This is a genomic window from Citrobacter sp. Cm046 (genome assembly GCF_030333065.1).
GTDB lineage: Bacteria > Pseudomonadota > Gammaproteobacteria > Enterobacterales > Enterobacteriaceae > Citrobacter > Citrobacter murliniae.
Map to the genome: position 1 here is coordinate 85943 of NZ_JAOWGP010000035.1, position 17145 is coordinate 103087.

The 17145-nt window shown below is 51.4% G+C and carries 10 protein-coding genes; 9 read left to right on the forward strand and 1 reads right to left on the reverse strand.

Annotation, left to right across the window (positions count from 1 at the left end; translation table 11 throughout):
* Window positions 1-5: 5 nt before the first annotated feature.
* The 9 genes from OGX98_RS06545 (at window position 6) to OGX98_RS06585 (ending at window position 15729) form a co-directional block, all read left to right on the forward strand.
* A complete protein-coding gene (locus OGX98_RS06545; RefSeq protein WP_045446128.1) occupies window positions 6-626 on the forward strand; it encodes a YfgM family protein in 621 nt (206 codons plus the stop codon).
* A gap of 10 nt (window positions 627-636) precedes the next feature.
* Window positions 637-1815, forward strand: a complete 1179-nt coding sequence (gene bamB, locus OGX98_RS06550; RefSeq protein WP_045446125.1) for an outer membrane protein assembly factor BamB — start codon at window positions 637-639, stop codon at window positions 1813-1815.
* 117 nt (window positions 1816-1932) lie between these two features.
* Window positions 1933-3405: a ribosome biogenesis GTPase Der gene (der, locus tag OGX98_RS06555; protein WP_045449743.1), complete on the forward strand. Its 1473-nt coding sequence runs from the start codon at window positions 1933-1935 to the stop codon at window positions 3403-3405.
* Between the two features lie 298 nt (window positions 3406-3703).
* On the forward strand, window positions 3704-5245 hold the full coding sequence (locus OGX98_RS06560) for a peptide MFS transporter (RefSeq protein ID WP_045446122.1): 1542 nt from the start codon (window positions 3704-3706) through the stop codon (window positions 5243-5245).
* Window positions 5246-5308: 63 nt separating this feature from the next.
* Complete coding sequence (locus OGX98_RS06565; protein ID WP_286595000.1) at window positions 5309-6391, forward strand: Gfo/Idh/MocA family oxidoreductase; 1083 nt, start codon at window positions 5309-5311, stop codon at window positions 6389-6391.
* A 51-nt stretch (window positions 6392-6442) separates the two neighbouring features.
* Window positions 6443-6658, forward strand: coding sequence for a zinc ribbon domain-containing protein (locus OGX98_RS06570; protein WP_045446115.1), 216 nt, complete (start codon window positions 6443-6445; stop codon window positions 6656-6658).
* A gap of 218 nt (window positions 6659-6876) precedes the next feature.
* Window positions 6877-9063 (forward strand): intimin-like inverse autotransporter SinH, encoded by a 2187-nt coding sequence (gene sinH, locus OGX98_RS06575; RefSeq protein ID WP_286595001.1) that lies wholly within the window; start codon window positions 6877-6879, stop codon window positions 9061-9063.
* Window positions 9064-9118: 55 nt separating this feature from the next.
* Entirely contained in the window at window positions 9119-10084 is a 966-nt protein-coding gene (locus tag OGX98_RS06580; RefSeq protein WP_045446108.1) for a SinI family autotransporter-associated protein, read from the forward strand.
* 110 nt (window positions 10085-10194) lie between these two features.
* Entirely contained in the window at window positions 10195-15729 is a 5535-nt protein-coding gene (locus OGX98_RS06585; protein ID WP_286595002.1) for an adhesion domain-containing protein, read from the forward strand.
* 18 nt (window positions 15730-15747) lie between these two features.
* On the opposite strand, the gene xseA is transcribed toward OGX98_RS06585, so the two are convergent.
* Complete coding sequence (gene xseA, locus OGX98_RS06590; protein ID WP_284096376.1) at window positions 15748-17121, reverse strand: exodeoxyribonuclease VII large subunit; 1374 nt, start codon at window positions 17119-17121, stop codon at window positions 15748-15750.
* Window positions 17122-17145: the final 24 nt, after the last annotated feature.

The window sequence follows — 17145 nt, forward strand, 5'->3', positions numbered from 1 at the left end:
ACAGCGTGGAAATTTACGAGAACGAAAACGACCAGGTTGATGCGGTTAAACGCTTCTTTGCTGAAAACGGCAAAGCACTGGCTGTTGGGGTAATTTTAGGGGTTGGCGCGCTGGTCGGCTGGCGTTACTGGACCAGCCATCAGACGGAGTCCGCACGCTCTGCTTCTCTGGCATATCAAAATACGGTGACTGCGGTAAGCGCAGGTAAACCGGATAGTATTCCTGCAGCAGAGAAGTTTGCCGCGGAGAACAAAAATACATACGGCGCGTTAGCTTCAATGGAACTTGCGCAGCAGTTTGTTGACCAAAATGAACTTGAGAAAGCCGCTACCCAATTGCAACAAGGACTGGCGGCCACCAGCGATGAGAATCTCAAAGCGGTGATTAATCTGCGTCTTGCACGCGTGCAGGTTCAGCTTAAACAAGCCGATACTGCGCTGAAAACACTCGATGCTGTTAAAGGCGAAGGGTGGGTGGCTATCGTGGCCGATCTGCGTGGTGAAGCGTTGCTGAGCAAAGGCGATAAACAAGGTGCGCGTAGCGCATGGGAAGCTGGCGTGAAAAGCGATGCCTCTCCTGCTCTGAGCGAAATGATGCAGATGAAAATCAATAATTTGTCCATCTGAGAGGGACCCGATGCAATTGCGTAAATTACTTCTGCCAGGGCTGCTTTCCGTTACCCTATTGAGCGGCTGTTCACTGTTTAGTGGCGAAGAAGATGTCGTTAAGATGTCCCCATTACCGGTGGTCGAAAATCAGTTTACTCCGTCTACAGCCTGGAGCACCTCTGTAGGCAACGGTATTGGTGATTTCTATTCTAATCTTCATCCTGCGCTGGCGGATGACGTCGTTTATGCTGCCGATCGTACTGGTGTAGTTAAAGCATTGAACGCGGCCGATGGTAAAGAAGTCTGGTCCGTCAATCTGGCGGAGAAAGACGGCTGGTTCTCCAGAACGTCAGCACAGCTTTCCGGTGGTGTGACGGTATCCGGTGGTCATGTTTATATCGGTAGCGAAAAAGCACAGGTTTACGCATTGAATACCAGCGATGGTACTACGGCGTGGCAGACGAAAGTCGCCGGTGAAGCCCTGTCTCGTCCGGTTGTCAGCGATGGCGTGGTGTTGATTCATACCAGCAATGGTCAGCTACAGGCGTTAAATGAAGCGGATGGTGCCATTAAATGGACCGTTAACCTGGACATGCCTTCCCTTTCTTTACGCGGCGAGTCAGCCCCAGCAACCGCTTTTGGCGCAGCCATTGTGGGTGGGGATAACGGTCGTGTGAGTGCCGTGCTGATGCAGCAAGGCCAGATGATTTGGCAGCAGCGTATTTCTCAGGCAACGGGTCCAACTGAAATCGATCGTCTGAGTGACGTTGATACCACGCCGGTTATCGTCAATGGCGTTGTTTACGCCCTGGCTTATAATGGTAACCTGACGGCGCTTGATCTGCGCAGCGGTCAGATTATGTGGAAACGCGAACTGGGGTCAGTGAATGACTTCATCGTTGATGGAAACCGTATCTATCTGGTTGATCAGAATGACCGCGTGCTGGCGTTAACTACTGACGGCGGCGTAACGCTGTGGACGCAAAGCGATCTGCTGCACCGTCTGCTGACGTCTCCGGTGCTGTACAATGGCAACTTAGTCGTGGGTGATAGCGAAGGCTATCTGCACTGGATTAACGTTGATGACGGTCGTTTTGTGGCCCAGCAGAAAGTTGATAGCTCAGGCTTCCTGACCGAACCTGTTTCGGCTGATGGTAAACTGCTCATCCAGGCGAAAGACGGTACGCTGTATTCCATTACACGTTAATCGTCCCGGCCGCTCGCTTTGAAAAACGGCTCCTGGTGCAGGGGCCGTTTTACTGTTTTTAACAACGGCGCAAAAATGCGTCCGTTGTCTGATGATTTTTTAAATGAGGCTTTAAACATGGTACCTGTGGTCGCGCTTGTCGGGCGCCCTAACGTTGGCAAATCCACGTTATTTAACCGTCTAACTCGCACCCGAGATGCGCTGGTTGCGGATTTCCCGGGTCTGACTCGTGACCGTAAGTACGGTCGTGCGGAAATTGAAGGCCGCGAGTTTATCTGTATTGATACCGGCGGTATTGACGGCACTGAAGACGGTGTCGAAACCCGAATGGCTGAACAGTCATTGTTAGCCATTGAAGAAGCTGACGTTGTGCTGTTCATGGTGGATGCTCGTGCTGGACTGATGCCGGCAGACGAAGCCATTGCCAAACATCTGCGTTCCCGCCAGAAACCCACTTTCCTCGTCGCCAATAAGACTGACGGGCTCGATCCGGACCAGGCGGTTGTCGATTTCTATTCGCTGGGCCTGGGTGAAATCCACCCGATCGCGGCTTCCCATGGTCGTGGTGTTCTCAGTCTGCTGGAACATGTTCTGCTGCCGTGGATGGATGACGTAGCTCCTCAGGAAGAAGTCGATGAAGATGCGGAGTACTGGGCAAAACTCGAAGCTGAAGAAAACGGTGAAGAGGAGCCAGAAGATGATTTCAACCCGCAAGATTTGCCGATTAAACTGGCGATTGTTGGCCGTCCTAACGTAGGTAAGTCCACACTTACTAACCGTATTCTGGGCGAAGACCGCGTTGTGGTTTACGACATGCCGGGAACGACGCGCGACAGTATTTATATCCCGATGGAACGTGATGGTCGTGAATATGTGCTGATTGACACCGCGGGTGTTCGTAAGCGCGGTAAAATTACTGAAGCGGTAGAAAAGTTCTCCGTTATCAAGACGCTGCAGGCGATTGAAGACGCCAACGTAGTGATGTTGGTGATTGACGCACGCGAAGGTATCTCTGACCAGGACTTGTCGCTGCTCGGCTTTATCCTCAATAGTGGGCGCTCACTTGTCATTGTCGTCAACAAATGGGACGGCCTGACGCAGGAAGTGAAAGAGCAGGTAAAAGAGACGCTGGACTTCCGTCTGGGCTTTATCGATTTTGCGCGCGTACACTTCATCTCTGCGCTACACGGTAGCGGTGTGGGTAACCTGTTTGAATCCGTACGTGAAGCGTATGACAGCTCAACGCGTCGCGTCAGTACCGCAATGCTGACTCGCATCATGACCATGGCGGCAGAAGATCATCAGCCACCGCTGGTACGTGGACGTCGTGTGAAGCTGAAATATGCTCACGCCGGTGGCTATAACCCGCCGATTGTGGTGATTCATGGCAACCAGGTGAAAGATCTGCCAGATTCTTACAAACGCTATCTGATGAACTACTTCCGTAAGTCACTGGAAGTGATGGGGACGCCGATCCGTATTCAGTTCAAAGAAGGGGAAAACCCGTTTGCGAACAAACGTAATACACTGACCCCAACCCAGATGCGTAAACGTAAGCGTTTGATTAAGCACATTAAGAAAAGCAAATAATATTTGCTGAGTTCGAAAAAACCGCGCTCGTCGCGGTTTTTTTTTGTTTTTTTAAAGCGTATTTTTGTCTACGCGATGTCAAACACTATTCTTCATTCGCCAAGTTTAAATCTAAGAAAGTAGACAATTGTCGAATTTTCATCTTAAAGTCCTGGGGTTGGTACTAGACAAAACTAGCATCAGGTTATCAAATGGTTAAATTATTCTTCGCCGCATGTAAAAAATCGGCCAGATAAGTAACTGGCTGGCGTACATCGCGGTGTTTATAAGCACAACGACATACCTTTTCGGGAGAATTATGCAATCCTCTGTTAATCAAAAAGAAAGCCGAACGTTCCTCGGTCATCCTTATCCGCTCGGCTCACTGTTCTTCACTGAGATGTGGGAACGTTTTTCGTTTTACGGTATTCGTCCGCTACTGATCCTGTTTATGGCCGCCACCGTTTATGATGGCGGCATGGGGCTGGCACGTGAAAATGCCTCAGCGATTGTCGGTATCTTTGCCGGCACCATGTATCTCGCCGCGTTGCCTGGCGGGTGGCTGGCGGACAACTGGCTCGGTCAGCAGAAAGCAGTCTGGTATGGTTCTATCCTGATTGCGCTTGGCCACCTGTCGATTGCGCTCTCAGCCGTAATGGGTGACAACCTGTTCTTTATCGGCCTGATGTTCATCGTGCTCGGCTCCGGCCTGTTCAAGACCTGTATCTCTGTTATGGTCGGTACGCTGTACAAAAAAGGCGATGCGCGACGTGACGGCGGTTTTTCACTGTTCTACATGGGCATCAACATAGGCTCCTTCATTGCTCCATTGATCTCCGGCTGGCTGATTAAAAGCCATGGCTGGCACTGGGGCTTTGGTATTGGCGGGATAGGGATGCTGGTAGCATTGCTCATCTTCCGTATCTTTGCTGTGCCAGCAATGACACGTTACGACAGTGAAGTCGGACTGGATTCCACCTGGAACAGTCCGGTGGTGAAGAGAAAAGGTGTGGGCGCGTGGTTGCTGGCACTGGCAGCAGGTGTGGCAATTGTTGTTACGTTGATCGCCCAGGGCGTGATTGTGATTAACCCGGTCGCAGTAGCCAGCATGCTGGTGTACGTGATTGCGGCATCCGTTGCCCTCTACTTTATCTACCTGTTCTTCTTTGCCGGATTGAACCGTAAAGAGCGTGCCAGACTGCTGGTTTGCTTTATTCTGCTGATTTCTGCTGCATTCTTCTGGTCGGCGTTCGAGCAAAAGCCAACCTCATTCAACCTGTTCGCCAACGACTACACTAACCGTATGATTGGCGATTTTGAAATCCCGGCAGTCTGGTTCCAGTCGATCAATGCGCTGTTTATCATCCTGCTGGCACCCGTGTTCAGCTGGGCGTGGCCGAAGCTGGCCAGCATGAACATTCGCCCGAGCAGTATCACCAAATTCGTTATTGGCATTCTCTGTGCTGCGGCGGGCTTTGGTCTGATGATGATGGCGGCGGAAAACGTGCTGAGTAACGGCGGTGCGGGCGTTTCACCTTTCTGGCTGGTGGGCAGTATCCTGATGCTGACTCTCGGCGAACTGTGCCTGAGTCCGATTGGTCTGGCTACTATGACGCTGCTGGCACCAGAAAGAATGCGTGGTCAGATGATGGGACTGTGGTTCTGCGCCAGTGCGCTGGGTAACCTGGCGGCGGGCCTGATTGGTGGTCACGTGAAGGCCGATCAGCTAGATATGCTGCCGGATCTGTTTGCGCGCTGCTCCATTGCGCTGCTTATCTGTGCCGCAGTACTGATTGTTCTCATTGTTCCGGTACGCCGCATGCTGGAGAATGTGCAGACTAAACCGGCAACCAACACCTGATAAAACCTCAACTTTGTCGGGGCAGGTGTTATGCCCCGGCAATTCAATCGATGAGGTGAGTACATGCTGTTAGGGTTTGTTGGGCTTGGCGCAGTGGTTGAAACGGCATATTTGCCCACAATACGAAACCTCTTCGGGAATTCAGCCAGTTGTCTCGGATTTGATGTGCAACCTGTAAAGCAGCCAGAAGGTGTGACACGCTGCTCGTCACTCGCTGAACTTTTAACCCAGCCTCTTGATACGTTGTTTGTCACGACCGCATCCCTTCACCATCTTGACGTTCTTGAACTGGCGCTGGCCTCACCCATATCACGCATAGTGGTCGAAAAACCGATTGTCGCTACGCTTCCTCAAATAGAAAAACTGAAAACGTTACTTGCGGTGCCCGGCGTCGCGTCTCGTGTGTTGGCGCTCGATCACTGGATGGCACGCACCGGCGCGATGCAACTGGCATTGGGGAAACTCGATCCGCAGTGGCGCGGTGATAACCGCCCGCAGGCTCTTATCTCTCGTTTTTCCGACATCGTCAGAATCGAAGGTTTTTTGCAGGAGCCGAGTGGATTTAACGCAACAGGGGAGCCAATAGCGCTCAACTTTGCTACTGGTGAGCCGGATACACGCGAACTTCGCCATCCGGATGGCGTGATACTGGATATTGGTACGCATGTGCTGGCGATGCTGCGTGAAACAGTGCGTTACCTGGGGGGAAATGACGACATCACGTTGCAAGTTATGAAGGCCAAAGACCGTCCTGGACGTGATATTAGCCAGGGCGATCTGCACACCGCAGAGGGAGAGGCTCATCTCCAGGGGCAAATTAGCGGTATTGCGCTGGATATCTGGCTAAACAAATACGCGGGTCCGGCTGGTGGACAAAAAGGTTTGCGACTTCATTTAAGTGATGGACGAATCATCAGCTATGACCGACGTGGCGCAGAAGATGCACTTGAACTTATTGATGGTGACACTGTGCTGCGCTGGAGTCTTCCAGGTACGATTTACGCTCATTGCCTGGCAGAGCACATTCTGGGGGCGCAAAGTCTGTTTGAACGCAGCCCGCAAGAGGTGGGGCGCACGACACAACGCAGGCTTGAAGAAGTCGAGCACTTGCTAACGTTGCAGCAACAGTTGCGTGGGCCACATTAAGTGTATCGTGTTAATATCAAAGCAATAATGAATTCCCTGTAAGGAGTCTCCATGTCGATTAACTGCCCGGATTGTCATGCTCAACTGGAACCACAAAACGGTGTGGCACACTGTGAGCGCTGCAATAAAGATGTCCAACTGGAGGCGCATTGCCCGGAGTGCCATCAGCCACTCCAGGTACTAAAAGCCTGCGGTGCAGTGGATTATTTTTGCCAGAATGGCCATGGGCTCATCTCTAAAAAACGTGTGGAGTTTATTGCACGTTGACTGAATGATTTTAATCAGATGTCATTATGTCCCGAAATATTCATTTTATGAATATTTCGGGACAAGGATGAATATAATCTTAAAAAACGTGTTTAGTTATTTTTAAGAATTAATTTAGGTTTTCTGAAGTGCATGTTTTCGTAGTTCCATAATATAATATTAATGAGGCTGATTAATTTCATATTAATAATGGAAGCCTTAATTCATAGGGATATATTATGGTGCAATGGATGCGCTTTATTATTTTTATGCTCATTTCTGGTGCGGCATATGCAGTACCGGAGACATCTGCGAACAAGGGTGAGTCCTCTTCTGATAATTCATTTCCCGATTTGGCAAGTGAATCCACGCAGGAAGAACAAGAACACAAAAAAAGTTCACTTAAAGAGCAAAGTGCCGACTATGTCATGGGGTCTGCGACACAGGGATTTACGAACCTTACTCCTGAAGCGCTGGAGTCGCAGGCCAGAAGCTATCTGCAAGGGCAGATAACCTCAACGGCTCAATCCTCTCTTGAGGGGCTGATGTCTCCTTATGGTAAGGTGCGAACCAATTTGTCTGTTGGAGAAGGCGGTGATCTGGACGGTTCTTCAATCGATTATTTCGTTCCCTGGTATGAGACCCGGCGTACTGTTTATTTCAGTCAATTTTCAACCCAGCGAAAAGATGATCGTACTATTGGAAATATGGGGTTTGGTGTAAGACATGATTTAAATGAATGGCTGCTGGGTGCAAATATATTTTATGATTATGATTTTACCCGTGGGCATCGTCGACTTGGTTTAGGCGCAGAAGCATGGGCAGATTATTTAAAACTCTCCGGAAATTATTATCACCCGCTTTCAGACTGGAAAGATTCTGAAGATTTGGATTTCTATGAAGAGCGACCGGCGCGTGGCTGGGATGTTCGCGCAGAAGCCTGGCTGCCCGCGTATCCTCAGTTTGGCGGCAACATTATTTATGAGCAGTACTACGGTAATGAAGTTGCCCTTTTCGGGAGCGACAATTTAGAAAAGGATCCTCAGGCTATTACGCTGGGCCTGAACTATCAGCCTGTTCCATTACTGATCATCAGTACGGATTACAAAGCCGGTACGGGTGACAACAACGATCTCGCCATCAATGCTGCACTGAGCTACCAGTTCGGCGTGCCTCTAAAAGATCAACTCAATGCAGACAATGTAAAAGCATCGCATTCGCTAAAGGGGAGCCGTCATGATTTTGTCGAACGTAACAATTTTATTGTGCTGGAATATCGTGAGAAAGCACCACTAGACGTCACGCTATGGCTGAAAGCTGATGCAACTAATGCGCATCCGGAGTGTGTGATTAAGGATTCCCCGGAAGAAGCCATCGGGCTGGAGAAATGCAAATGGACGATCAACGCGCTTATTAGCCATCACTACAAAATCATAGCTGCATCCTGGCAAGCGAAAAACAACGCCGCGCGTACGTTGGTTATGCCAGTCATCAAAGAAGAGGCGATCACCGAAGGTAACAATAACCACTGGAATTTGACGCTGCCTGCCTGGCAGTACAGTTCTGACGAAGCGGAACAGCAGAGGATCAATACCTGGCGAGTACGGTTGACGCTGGAAGATGAAAAGGGCAACCGACAAAACTCCGGCGTGGTTGACATAACCGTTCAACAGGATCGCAAAATCGAACTTATCGTCAATAACATTTCCAGCGTACCGGATGAGAACAATCACAACCATGATGCCCGTGCTCAGGCAGATGGTGTCGATGGCGTAGTGGTTGATCTTGACGTTACCGACAGTTTTGGTGATGGCACTGACAGCAAGGGGAATCCTTTGCCGGATGATAACCTTAGTCCGGAACTGTATGACGCGAATGATAAAAAAATCAGCCTGGCGAAGAAATCCTGTCCAGGTGAAACGCCCTGTGTATTTATTGCGGCACAAGATAAAGAGAAAGGTACTCTCACGCTGGCCAGTACGCTGGCGGGTACTTTCCGCTGGAAAGTTAAAGCACAGCCTTACAACGACAGTAACTATATCAATGTGACGTTTTTTGATGCTGGCTCAGGGGAATTAAATGCGCTTATTTATCGGATTGGCGCGGCTAAACCTGTGAATTTAATCGGCAGTAAAGAGCCTCTTCTTCTCGATAGTACCTACCGTTTTATTCTTTGGCGCGATGCCAACAAAGATAGTCACTTCCAGCAGTCAGAAAAATTAAGCGACAACGAAATGGCGCAATATGACTACCGTTGGCAATTCACCGGACAGAGCGCGCATGGTGAAACGGGAGCCCAGGCTAATACCGATAATAAAGATATGGTTATTCCTGCCAGCAATCGAGAGGCAGCACAGATGTTTGGTGCGGGGGCCGGTGATGGGGTGCAAGGCTATGGGCTGCGCGTCATGTATCGCAAGAGATGAAATGGGCGTAATGGCCGATCGGCCAGCAGCTGAAGTTTAACTAAGGAGAGTAAATATGCAGCAGGAAACAAAACAGCATTTGACCAAAGTCGCGCTGGCATTGGCTTTAGCGGGTTATTGTGCAGTGCCAGCGATAGCGGCAGATGGGCAACTGAAAGCCGGGCAATGGCAGTCAGTGACAGAGAATACCGGGAGCATTCAAGGGACGGTGCCGTGGATCACCCGAAGCGCGACAGATATTGCCGATACTGATAAAGCGCATGTCACTGTTACTGTTGATCGCGGCAGTCGTACAGTCAGCTCTGAAGGTGACAGGCAGTTCCATGTCGGCGACAAAGTGACGATAAACTGGGCCATTGGCGATGAGCAGGGTGACCTGGATAACAATAACACAGCGACAAAAGCAACCGTGCAGTGGATGAGTTACAGCGATCAGTCTGGTGCAGATCCTCAGGAGATCGGTTCGAAAGGCAGCGATAGCTACACGATTGTAGACGCGGATGCAGATCGCTATATCGGTATCAAAATAACACCGACAACAACCACCGGCGATCCTAATGTGGCACAGGAGATTTTGCTGAACGATTTGTCAGCCAATACGGGTGGGGGATCGGACAGCGATGATATCCCAGAGGGCCCGGTATTTGATGATGCAGTGCATGCTGTTATCTATGAAACCGGCTCAACCACCAACCTGCTTGGCACAACCACCAAACTTAAAACCAATACCACCTATAAGGTCCTGCTGTGGAAAGATAAAGCGGGGGGAACGCCTGATAAATACGATACGGGCGAAGAGGTTACCAACCAGTATAACTATCGCTGGCGGTTCACCGGCACCAGCTTGCAGTTGGGTACAGCGGGTGGGTTGGTCAATCCTGGCAACAACAACCAGGATCTGGTTATTCCGCTTACCAATGCCGAAGCGAAGGCAGCTTTCGATTATACCGGAGATGGCATCACCATTGGCAACGACGGTGTTCAGGGCTACGGTTTGTCTATCGATTTCCAGCGCAAGTAACATCAATAAATGTCATCCCTTATGGGATGGCATTTTCCATACGTTTTGCTTAGCGAAAGCCTCTAATCAAAACGTATTGAACAAAGATGATGAAAAGGTGGTTTTTACTCATGGATGGGTATCAGAAGCTTGCTAAATGGATGATTTTTTTGTTGCTTACTCCTGCGGTGATATTCCCTTCACAGGCGGCGTTAAAAGGAGGGCAATGGATACAACCAGGGATTTCAACCGGGGTGATCAACGGCACCAGCCCCTTTGCTGATAGTGCCAGCGTGCCGGTCTATCAGGGCAGCGTCCAACTTGATCCCACCACAGAGCACGCGGTCGCTTTTGATGCAATGCCCAGGGACTTTAGCGTGGATGCAACAGCTACCAGTATGGTGCTTATTAACCCGCGCGATACGGAGGGCGACATCTTCGGTAGTCCACCCATGCTACGTTGGGCAAATCAGACTCTGCCCGCTGTTTCACTGGTCTGGACCGAAGCCGCTACGCCGGATATACCGCTCAACCCGCAACCCCGGCCGGATCGTTCCTTCTGCGCACAAAATCTGGCAGGACATAAACTGGCAGCGATCCCACAGTTTGATCCGAATGAAAGCTTACCCTCGCTGGATCTGTTCACGTTGACCGGTACACCAAATCAAGGTCCGGTTGTACTCAGCGAAAAGCTGGTGACGTTGAATATTGCGCCAGCGCAGGGCGATCTGGTTACCGTGAACGTTGCTGGCTATGACGACACGCTTAACGCTGCGAAAGCCAAAGTCGGTGATGCCATTACGTTGATCGTCACCACGAAAGATTGCCAGGGAAATCCCGCGGGCAATATTCCATTTATCATCAAGCGCGGTGATGCAAAAAACCGTCAGGGTGTGGTGAACAATGCCGGGCCGGTAATGCTGGAGACCACGGAGCTGACCACCTCCGCGACGGAATATCATGGCACTACCAATGCCAGTGGTGTGGCGATGGTGAAGGTGACGCAGCAGAATGGTCCGGGGGTTAAAACATCTCTGACTGTCCATTTGCCGGGGATCGCACAGACCAGCGAAACAGCAGTGATCTTCACCGTCCTTACCAGCCCCGATGTATCGCAGGCTAACATGTGGGGCCATATGGAAGACACATTGACGGCGCAGCAGTACACCTTTACCCGCCCGAAACTGGCGGCTGAAGTGAGCAATGAAGACGGTACGGTTGAGGATCACAACGAAACCTGGTCGACATTTATCTGGAGCGGGGCTGATAAACACTGCGCTATTCTGCCAGGGATGCGCCAGTTCGGCGCGCTGGCAACGGTGGTTCCGACCTCCATTCAGGAAGTCGCAGGCTGGCCGATGCAGGGTAACTACTACTGGTCATCTCTGGCTGGTATGACCGGGCAGCATCATGCGGCAGACGTGTCTGACCGCAGCGAAGCGCAAAAGCCGGACAGCACAAAATTCATCGTGAGCTGCGTGGATAAAACAGAGCCTGATGTCGAGCCGGAGCTTACGCTGACGCTGGAACAGTATGATAAGAGTCTACAGGCGACGAAAGTGCAGGTGGGCGAACAGGTTGCCATGCGTCTGTCCATTACCGATAAGAAAGATAATAATCAGCCGCTGTCATACTACTACTTCTCGCTGCATCTGGATGATGGCGTCAACCGCAAGGGCGAAACCAGTCCGGACTGGGAGATTCACCCGGTACAGCTCACGGGCGACAGTAATTTGCGGAAGATGGACGAGCACAACTATGAGGGGATGACCGACGTCAATGGCCAGGCGACTGTGCTGCTGACGAACGCCGGTGGCGCTGGGGTAAAAACGCATATCACGGCGAAGATGCGCAGCAACTTTACCGCCACGGACGCAAAAGACGTGATCTTCACCGTCGTCACCAGCCCGGACAGCTCATATGCCCGAATGTGGGGACATATGGGCAATGGGATTATGGAAGCGGGTCATCTCTACAAACGCCCACGTTTGGTGGATGAAACGACTAACGAAGTCGGTTCGGTGCGTGAAAATAACGAGGACTGGGCGCTGTTTGATCAAGGCACCAGCATGGAGACAGAATGCGGTGCCGGACATATTCCTGAACAACGCTCTCTGGAAAGCTTATATGCAGACCACCAGGAAAACACCATCAGTACCGAACACGGCTGGCCGACGGCAAAGCAGGATTATCTGACGGCCGTGGCGCAACCTGACACGCATGTCTCCGTTGACCTGGGGAGCGGGGCGGTCGATTCCTATTCAGGGCTTAAGCCAAACTACCTCACCTGTTCTGCCGACGAGCTGATAGCGAAAGTGGTCGTCGATACCGACAAAGATACTGCGCCGGACTCAAAACTTGCCAAAGCGAAGGTCGGTGAAAAAATCACTATGACGGTGCATACCGTCAATGCTGCCAATAATGCGCCAGTCCCTAATGCGGCTTTTACGATTACCAAAGGAATGGGGCTTGATCGGGCTGGTCAGGCGTCAGGCTACACCGATCCGACCAGTGGTGTTATCACCGTGAACGGCACACAGTACGGTACCGGGGAGACATCAACAGTCTATTCCGGCTCCACAGATGCGCAGGGGATCGCTACGATAGAAATTGAACAGCCGCAGGGGGTGGGTTTAAGAACACCGCTTACCGTTATGCCGGTCAATTCCTCCCTGCCGAATACCGTTAATTACTCCGTCGTTTTTACCGTCCCAACCAGCCCGGATGTTTCCGGCGCGCAAATGTGGGGGCATATGGATGACACCATTCATGTCGGCCCCCTGACCTTTGAACGCCCGAAATTAGCCTCAGAAGTGGCAGGCGAGCAGAGTTCGCTAACCGAAAATAATGAAATCTGGGCGCGTGTTGCGCAGGCAGATATCGACGATATCTCTGCAGGCGGTTGCGAACCGAATAAGGTACCGGGCAGAACGCAGCTGGCCGCGCTATACGATGCCAACAGCAATAACGCCATTCAGGCCGTACACGGCTGGCCGACCCAACGCGAGGAATACTGGAGTAGCACACCAGCCGATAAAGTACCGCATCTCTACGCCACCTGGCTGAACAACGGCACGCTGGTAAATAACAACAGCTCACCCGTCTATATGAGCTGTCTGACCACCGCGAATCCCTCTGCTCAGAACATCACCCTGGAGGTGGTGGATCAGGCGCAGTGGAGTAGTTCACTGAACGCCGCGAAGCTTAAAAAGGGCGAAACGTTACAGGTGAAGGTGACGATAAAAGATGCGGCAGGCAATCCGATGCCGGATATGCCATTTACCCTTAATCGTGGCGATGGATATACCCGATCCAATGAAAAACACATTGCCGGTAGCGGTGACGGCATTGTTGCTCCGGTGGTGGTGGAAGGAACTTCGCTGAACGATGTTGCAACGCTCTACACCAGCATAACTGGCAATGATGGCAGCAAAATTCTTACTATTACCCGGCCAGACACCCACGGCACCAAAACGGCTATCACTGCTACGCTTTACTCTGATCCGACCAAAAAAGCCTCCATAGATACTATTTTCACCGTGCCCACCAGCCCGGATACCAGTAAAGCGAAAATGTGGGGCCATATGCCGCAAACGTTAGTGGCAGACGGTATAACTTTTAAGCGCCCAATCTTATTTGCTGAACTTACGGGTAATCCCGGCAATAAACGTAAAGGGCCGGAGGAAGATAACGAAATCTGGGCGCTGTTTACCGAAGCGCAGGCGGAGAAGAGCAGCAATGGTGGCTGCGGGGCGGCATATATTCCCAATGTGGATTCGCTGTCAGGTTTATCAGGTAGCTGGAGAGGGCATGAGGTTGATGGCTGGCCTGTCCTGAAAAACTATGGCTCCAGCTCTGCGAATCCCGCAAATTCAGGGGATCGACGATACAAAAGCGTCCAGCTCAGTAATGCAACCAGTACCGTCCTGTCTGCAAGTGACATGAGGTATATGACCTGCCAGACCACCGCTAATTTGATGGTGGCAAAGGTTGAGCTGACTTCGAGTGATGCGGTTAAAATTGACGGCTACGATGTGGTTAAAGTCAAAACCGATGAACCAGACAACCATGAGCGCGCAGTCTTTAAGGTGACCACGCGTGACAGTAAGGGCAACCTTTTGGGAAATGCGCCCTTCATGATTAATCATGGCGTAGCGGTAAACCGCCAGGGCGTTGAATGGCATGATTATCAGTCAGTGCTGATTTGGGTCACAGATAATGCCAGTCAGATCGTTGGATTGTTGACCGACGATAATTTTTACGGTGTTTCCGGCCCCGACGGTACCGTCATGCTGGACGTTTACCAGACTGGCAGGGGGCAGGGTGTCAGAATACCACTGCAGGCGACACTGGATGATGGAAGTGCTGCATCGCAAACACTAAGCGCCGTTTTTACCACGCTCACAAGCCCGGACACCCCAGAAGCGAACTTCTGGGGTCATATGCCGGAAACGTTCACCAGTAGCGCTGGCGTGAAGTTCCGACGTCCGCAGCTTAAAGCTGAACTGTCGGGGGCATCCTTTATCACTATTAATCGTGAGGATTGGGCGAAACCGTCGGGAGTCGATAAATCAGACAGCAGCCAGTCAGGGTGTAGCGAGGAGTATCAGCCGCTGCGCAGTGAACTACAGGTTTTGTATAACGATCACCCGAACTCGAAGATAGAAACTGACCTGGGGTTACCGCTTTTCACTGGCGCTAACTGGTGGGCGTATGACCAGATGCAATCGGGAAGTAAATGGGATAACCAGTCTATCAGTTTCATTGACGGTAAGTGGCGGCGGGATATCAGTACGACAATCACAAACCTGATTCTTTGTCTGGTGGATCCACATCCTAAAGCGGAAATGATTGAACTGACCTCGACGGCGTTTGATACAGGTACTCAGGCTGCGAAAGCGAAAAAAGGAGACGCTCTGCCCGTCACCGTAACGGTGAAAGATAGTGCCGGGAAAACGGTGCCAAATGTCGCCTTTACTCTGACGCGTGGTGATGCCTTGCCCCGGAATGTGGGAGAAACGCTGTACGGCGACGTAGATGCGATGGACGATCTCACCGTTCAGCCGCCATCCGGTGCTGCGGTTACACTTGCCGACAACGGTAACTCAGTAAAAGGTACTACCGGAGCAGACGGTACGGCGACCTTTACGATTAAGCAGAACAATACGCCGGGGTATAAAACGACGCTGAAAGTTACGCTCGATAATAACGCCAGTATTAACGCGACGCTGGACGCCATTTTTACCGTGGTCACCAGCCCGAACGTAGCGTCGGCAAATTTCTGGGGACACATGCCGGATACGGTTACAGTAAATGGCAAACAGTTGCATCGTCCATTACTGACCTCTGAAATGCGCTCAGGCTTTACCGCTCCGCTCAGCCTGAATCTGGATAATGAGCATTGGGTGCTGGCCTATACCCACAATACCGGTCAGTACGATTTGGCTGCGCAATGTGGCAGCTTGAGCGATGCACCTGATATCAACGACTTGAACGCCTTGCACAACCAGATGAGTAGCACTGGCTGGCCAACAACGCCGAGCTATCTCTATTTATCTAATACGACGAGTTCGAGTTACTTCTGTGGATACAATGAATCCAACGGGACGGAGAACTGCATTGTTCATCCGGCAACGGACAAAGGTTTCGCCACCTGCATACAGTAACGTTTACGGTCAGTGAATTTAGCTTACTTTGCGCGAACGTGGTTTTTTGAGCGGGGTGATTTTTTTCACCTCGCTTTCCACCCAGCCATCGCTAAGGCGTGTTGTGAGCGTTTCGCCGGGTTTTACCTGCTTCGCTTTTGTCAGAGCCTTTCCGTCCGTTGCGGTAGTGACACTGTATCCTCGCGCCAGCGTTGCCAGTGGGCTGACGGCTTCCAGATGTGTTACCGCATTGCCAAAACGTTCGCGTGTTGCACTCATTTGTGCGCGGACGAGCTCTGCCAGACGATACTCGAGCTGTTGGATACGCGTCTGCCCGCGATGAATACGCGGCTGCGGGTTTTGCTGGTTCAGTCGCTGTGCCAGTCGCAGCTGTTGCTGACTGGTGCGTTTGAGTTGGTTTTCCAGCGCAAAACTCATGCGTTTTTGCAGGCGATCCAGCGTGGTTTGCTGACGTGCCAGGCGTAGCTGAGGGTGTTGTTGCTGTAAGCGGTGATGAATCTGGGTAAAGCGACGACTGCGATTAGCGAGAAAATAATCCATCGCCATTTCCAGACGCTGTTGTGCGGACTGCACCTGGCGTAGTAATTCCTGCTGGTTGCGGCTTACCACTTCGGCGGCGGCTGACGGCGTTGGCGCACGCAGGTCACCAACAAAATCGGCGATGGTTACATCGGTTTCATGGCCGACGGCGCTGACTACCGGAATGCGGCTGGCAAAAATTGCCCGTGCTACACGTTCGTCGTTAAAGCTCCATAAATCTTCCAGCGAACCGCCGCCCCGACCAACGATCAATACGTCGCACTCGCTACGCGCATTCGCCAGTTCAATGGCGCGAACGATTTGAGCAGGCGCTTCATCACCCTGAACGGCAGTCGGATAGATGATAACGGGCAGGGAAGGATCGCGTCGTTTCAACACGTGGAGAATATCGTGCAATGCGGCCCCGGTTTTCGAGGTGATCACGCCGACGCAATGGGCCGGAGAGGGCAGAGGTTGCTTATGCTGCTGATCGAACAGCCCTTCAGCCTGAAGTTTGGCTTTGAGTTGCTCATATTTTTGCTGTAACAAGCCTTCACCTGCAGGCTGCATGCTTTCAACAATAATCTGATAGTCGCCGCGCGGTTCATACAACGTAATGTTGGCGCGAACCAGCACCTGCTGTCCGTGCTGCGGGCGAAAGGTTACACGGCGGTTGCTGTTGCGGAACATCGCACAGCGTACCTGGGCACCATCGTCTTTTAAGGTGAAGTACCAGTGACCTGATGAGGGCTGGGTAAAGTTAGATATTTCGCCGCTGATCCATACCTGCCCCATTTCTTGCTCGAGCAGCAGACGCACCGTCTGGTTAAGGCGACTTACGGTAAAAATTGAAGAGGTCTGGGAGGATAACATGTGAGCGGGATCAAATTCTAAATC